At 41.2% G+C, this 3,296-nt stretch carries 6 protein-coding genes and 1 pseudogene; all 7 read right to left on the minus strand.

The features are described 5' to 3' along the window. Window positions 1-47 precede the first annotated feature (47 nt). Window positions 48-461, minus strand: coding sequence for a hypothetical protein (locus BZA03_RS20230; RefSeq protein ID WP_110289711.1), 414 nt, complete (start codon window positions 459-461; stop codon window positions 48-50). Between the two features lie 119 nt (window positions 462-580). Then, window positions 581-1,036, minus strand: coding sequence for a hypothetical protein (locus BZA03_RS20480; protein WP_015066147.1), 456 nt, complete (start codon window positions 1,034-1,036; stop codon window positions 581-583). A gap of 115 nt (window positions 1,037-1,151) precedes the next feature. Beyond that, on the minus strand, window positions 1,152-1,532 hold the full coding sequence (locus tag BZA03_RS20360) for a hypothetical protein (protein ID WP_146212374.1): 381 nt from the start codon (window positions 1,530-1,532) through the stop codon (window positions 1,152-1,154). A 138-nt stretch (window positions 1,533-1,670) separates the two neighbouring features. Next, a complete protein-coding gene (locus BZA03_RS20235) occupies window positions 1,671-2,036 on the minus strand; it encodes a hypothetical protein (RefSeq protein WP_110289712.1) in 366 nt (121 codons plus the stop codon). Between the two features lie 239 nt (window positions 2,037-2,275). Next, on the minus strand, window positions 2,276-2,461 hold the full coding sequence (locus BZA03_RS20650; protein ID WP_258364679.1) for a hypothetical protein: 186 nt from the start codon (window positions 2,459-2,461) through the stop codon (window positions 2,276-2,278). A 116-nt stretch (window positions 2,462-2,577) separates the two neighbouring features. Beyond that, window positions 2,578-2,931, minus strand: a complete 354-nt coding sequence (locus BZA03_RS20485; RefSeq protein WP_181417321.1) for a hypothetical protein — start codon at window positions 2,929-2,931, stop codon at window positions 2,578-2,580. Window positions 2,932-3,037: 106 nt separating this feature from the next. After that, window positions 3,038-3,296: pseudogene (locus BZA03_RS20245) on the minus strand (hypothetical protein); the annotation flags it as partial.

Genomic DNA, 3,296 nt, shown 5'->3' on the forward strand with positions numbered 1-3,296 from the left:
TGTTGCCATCAGTAAAGTCTCCGTTAGTAAAATCTACGGAGGCTATTTTACGGAGTAGCACCGCAGGGAAAAGACGGTCTAAAATGATCGCTTACGTTAGAAAGCAGATGTCTTACTAATGGAATTCTGTCAGTTGAAGGATTATTAGCTTTATATGCATTGACTAATAAGCTTTCTATTTTTTGCCAAGATTTGATGAAAGCTGCTTCTGCGTAGTTTGGGTCATCGTGTATTTTGAAACTGTTAGCTGGGTAGGCGATAGTTATACCAGCGTGCATAGCTTCGTTTTTGACTTCCTTTATCTCTTCTCCCAAACTAATTTCCATGTCTTTATATTTGGCCTTTTTGACTCTCTTCAAAAGGGCGGCAATTTCTTTTTTAAAGTAGCTAGCGACCACTAGAAATACGATGGGCCATATTATTTTACCGACTAAATCGATAATTAATTTAAACCACTCCATGGTAATCCTCCTGAAAAACATAACTTTTAAATAAGGGGCGCAGGCACGTGGGGCATAGTGGCGAAGCCGCCCCGCGTGTATGCGTCCCAGCGAACGAAGTGAGTGACTTAATTTTTTTGTTAGAAGCCTGCACGCCGTTGTTCCTTAAGAGGATCGTGTGGATTTACATTACCACCAAATGTTTGTTTATACACCTTGCCTAAGTCTGACGTGATTTCCAACGTTACCAGATAGGGGGAGCCCAGAGCCGAACGCCAATAGTGATACTGCTTTTGATATTGTTCATTAAAGCTAAAAGTAACAGTAGCTGACGTAAGCCATGATGATGGGATTTTATGAGAGTTCAGCATATTAATGAGTGATTTCCGAATGCTTTTAGCAAAAGGTTCGAGGTGGTTTATTACGCTGTTATGCTCTATTTCTAACAGATTGATTGATATAGAAGAGATGTTCTGTTTCTGTGCGAGCAAGCATAGTTGTCCTGTAGCCCAGTAACCAAGATGATCGTTATTGCGGTTGTTTAGCATGTGAGCAAAGTTTCTTACAATTCCTTTGAACTCTGAACGACGAGCCATGATTCTCCTTGGCTTCTAACTTTTCAATAACGGGCGCAGGCATGTGGGGCATAATGGCGAAGCCGCCCCGCGTGTATGCGTCCCAGCGAACGTAGTGAGTGAGTTTATTGAGTTGTTATGCGTCATTGCTGCCCCAGCCAATTTTGATGTCTGGAATCTTAGCGGTGATTAAGTTTGAGAGCTCGATTACCAACCCGCTGTCTAAGTTCGGGTTTGCTGCTATAAATAGCGTTCTAGCCTCACATTGGTCTAGTCCTTTACCCAAGCGAGAAATGAATTCGCTTAGTAAAATGTCTTCGCCGTTTAAATTAACCACTGTGTTAGATTTTAAAATAATCGCATGGTGACCACATGTGGCTAATCCACAAATAACCCGGTCATGATTAACTGTATTCACTACGAGTACTTTTTCTTCTGGCATAAAAGAAAGGTACGCGAAATACATTAATAAACCCAGAAGGATGGCTATAAATCCATATTGAGCATGGTTACTCATAGAAGTGTCCTTGACGCATAACGCCCAACTTTGGGGCACAAATACATGGGCTAAAATAACGAGCGAAGCGAGGGAGCCCATGTATTTGTGTCCCAGCGAACGCAGTGAGCGCCAACAGTTGTTTGTTAGGTGCGTATTTTAAAAATGCCATTCACTTTCTAGGCGGTGAAGCATGTGAGATATCTTTTGCTTTCGCATCGCTAATTCGTCCATCCCTTGGATACTTGGTTGATGCAAATGGTTTCCGCTTGAAACGGAGTACCTCTCCTCTTTAGTCAGATGACTTGAAATAAAACCCCATAGTGATGACGATAGTATTGCTTCTAATGAATCAGCGTTATCAACGAGTTTGCGAGCATCTTTGATAAGATCTTGTTTATATTCGATAGATTTTCTATGTTTTTCGATTCTCCAGTTAACCCAAGGAGCAATTAAAGAACCGATCGTACCCGCAAAAAGTCCAGTTATTGCCGGGACTAGTAACTTTGTTATTTCGATATCCATTCTCAAATTTCCTTAAAGCACCTAACTTTTCAATAACGGGCGCAGACACGTGGGGCATAATGGCGAAGCCGCCCCGCGTGTATGCGTCCCAGCGAACGGAGTGAGCGAGTTAATTGAGTTGTTATAAGCCAATTGTTTCGAAGTCAAAAGCTGTTGCCTCAAGTTGCAATGTGTCACCACTTTGTAATTCAATTTGAAAAATGTTGTTTTGAACCCTTGCCATATTAATAGAGTTAGATTCACACCCAAGGTGTAGCCATTGGTACGTTAATTGAGGAAATGCCGGAAAACGTTAATGAACATGGCTGAGCACTTTGGTTTGGCATTAAGAAGCAATCTAAGAAAATCTCAGCTGACTTACCAGACCAATTTATTGAAATGGTTTTTACTAATCCATCATGTAGTGGTAGGTCTTTAAATTCCATTAAAACCTCTTGGCTTATAACTTTCCAATAACGGGCGCAGGCATGTGGGGCATAATGGCGCAGCCGCCCCGCGTGTATGCGTCCCAGCGAACGAAGTGAGTGAGTTTATTGGGTTGTTAGGTGCGGCCAACCACGTAGTGCAATGCTTTTTTACGGAAAACTGTCCATATAGCCATTGCCAGAATAAACCCCCACAGTAATGTTTGAAGCCCATAAAGCCCATATTTACTGACGAAGACTATAGCAGGTATGAAAAACAGAAATAAGCGTATAAATTCATTTTTGTAGCGCCAAGCAATCGAGTGAATAGCACAACAGTAAATACCGATAATAGAGCCAATAACGTAAACAAAAATAGATGACATTTGCCAATAAAACGAAGTAACAAAAGTAGCAACGAACAGGAGCAGAAGCCAATGAGAGTTTGTAATAGTATTTATATAAGGTCCAGAATCCGTCTTATTACCCATAAGCACCTAACTTTTAAATAAGGGGCGCAGGCATGTGGGGCATAATGGCGAAGCCGCCCCGCATGTATGCGTCCCAGCGAACGAAGTGAGTGACTTAATTTTTTTGTTATGTGCTACTTTGTTCTTCAAAAGAGAACCCCTTAAAAACAACCTTGAAGATAGAGCCTGAACGCATTTCAATTATATGTTTGTAAGCGTCGCCAGTAATACTAATGCGATGATCCAATATATCTCCATGGAAAGTGTCATTTGGGTTAAAACTATTTTCTGAACCTAAGAACTCATAGGCGACAACATCTGAATAGATTAACACTAGTGTTCTATCATGTTGTTGACCAAGTAGCTTTAATGTCACTCTTAACGAG

Source organism: Alteromonas sp. I10, from assembly GCF_003201515.1.
GTDB classification, from domain to species: Bacteria; Pseudomonadota; Gammaproteobacteria; order Enterobacterales; family Alteromonadaceae; genus Alteromonas; species Alteromonas macleodii.

Bases quoted from the DNA above. Each gene is read 5' to 3' on its own strand.
- BZA03_RS20230 (WP_110289711.1), bottom strand. From the start codon at position 461: ATGGAGTGGTTTAAATTAATTATCGATTTAGTCGGTAAAATAATATGG.
- BZA03_RS20480 (WP_015066147.1), bottom strand. From the start codon at position 1,036: ATGGCTCGTCGTTCAGAGTTCAAAGGAATTGTAAGAAACTTTGCTCAC.
- BZA03_RS20360 (WP_146212374.1), bottom strand. From the start codon at position 1,532: ATGAGTAACCATGCTCAATATGGATTTATAGCCATCCTTCTGGGTTTA.
- BZA03_RS20235 (WP_110289712.1), bottom strand. From the start codon at position 2,036: ATGGATATCGAAATAACAAAGTTACTAGTCCCGGCAATAACTGGACTT.
- BZA03_RS20650 (WP_258364679.1), bottom strand. From the start codon at position 2,461: ATGGAATTTAAAGACCTACCACTACATGATGGATTAGTAAAAACCATT.
- BZA03_RS20485 (WP_181417321.1), bottom strand. From the start codon at position 2,931: ATGGGTAATAAGACGGATTCTGGACCTTATATAAATACTATTACAAAC.